This is a genomic window from Vibrio variabilis (assembly GCF_003263785.1).
Classification (GTDB): Bacteria; Pseudomonadota; Gammaproteobacteria; order Enterobacterales; family Vibrionaceae; genus Vibrio; species Vibrio variabilis.
Map to the genome: position 1 here is coordinate 1 of NZ_JYJK01000031.1, position 539 is coordinate 539.

At 43.8% G+C, this 539-nt stretch carries 3 tRNA genes; all 3 read right to left on the reverse strand.

The window, feature by feature from the left end:
* Positions 1-168 precede the first annotated feature (168 nt).
* A tRNA-Val gene (locus tag TZ48_RS04270) sits at positions 169-244 on the reverse strand.
* Between the two features lie 64 nt (positions 245-308).
* A tRNA-Lys gene (locus TZ48_RS04275) sits at positions 309-384 on the reverse strand.
* A gap of 2 nt (positions 385-386) precedes the next feature.
* Positions 387-462 (reverse strand) — tRNA-Glu (locus tag TZ48_RS04280).
* Between the last annotated feature and the right edge of the window lie 77 nt (positions 463-539).

Consider the following 539-nt stretch of genomic DNA (forward strand, 5'->3'; position numbering starts at 1 on the left):
GAATAACATTAATCAAATGTTATTCGTCAGCTTTCCAAATTGTTAAAGAGCAATGCAAACTTAATGCATTTTCTAAAGATTCTCAGTGCCTTGCGGCGTCAAAAATTCCAACCACGTACGCTTTACTGAAGTGGTTTGGAAATTCTTAATCCAAAAATTCTTAGAGAATGGTGGGCGATACCGGGCTCGAACCAGTGACCCCCTCCTTGTAAGGGAGGTGCTCTCCCAACTGAGCTAATCGCCCACATAAGTTTCCTATTGTTTTACTTTAAAAAGTAAAACAAAGGCCATTCCTTCGTGGAAAAGAATGGTGGGTCGTGCAGGATTCGAACCTGCGACCAATTGATTAAAAGTCAACTGCTCTACCAACTGAGCTAACGACCCAATGGTATCCCGTAGGGGAGTCGAACCCCTGTTACCGCCGTGAAAGGGCGGTGTCCTAGGCCTCTAGACGAACGGGACACTGCTTGTTTATTTCCGCTTTAAAAAGCAGAAGCAAACCTGTAAGTGTTGGGCACTTACATTTCTCTTTACATCAT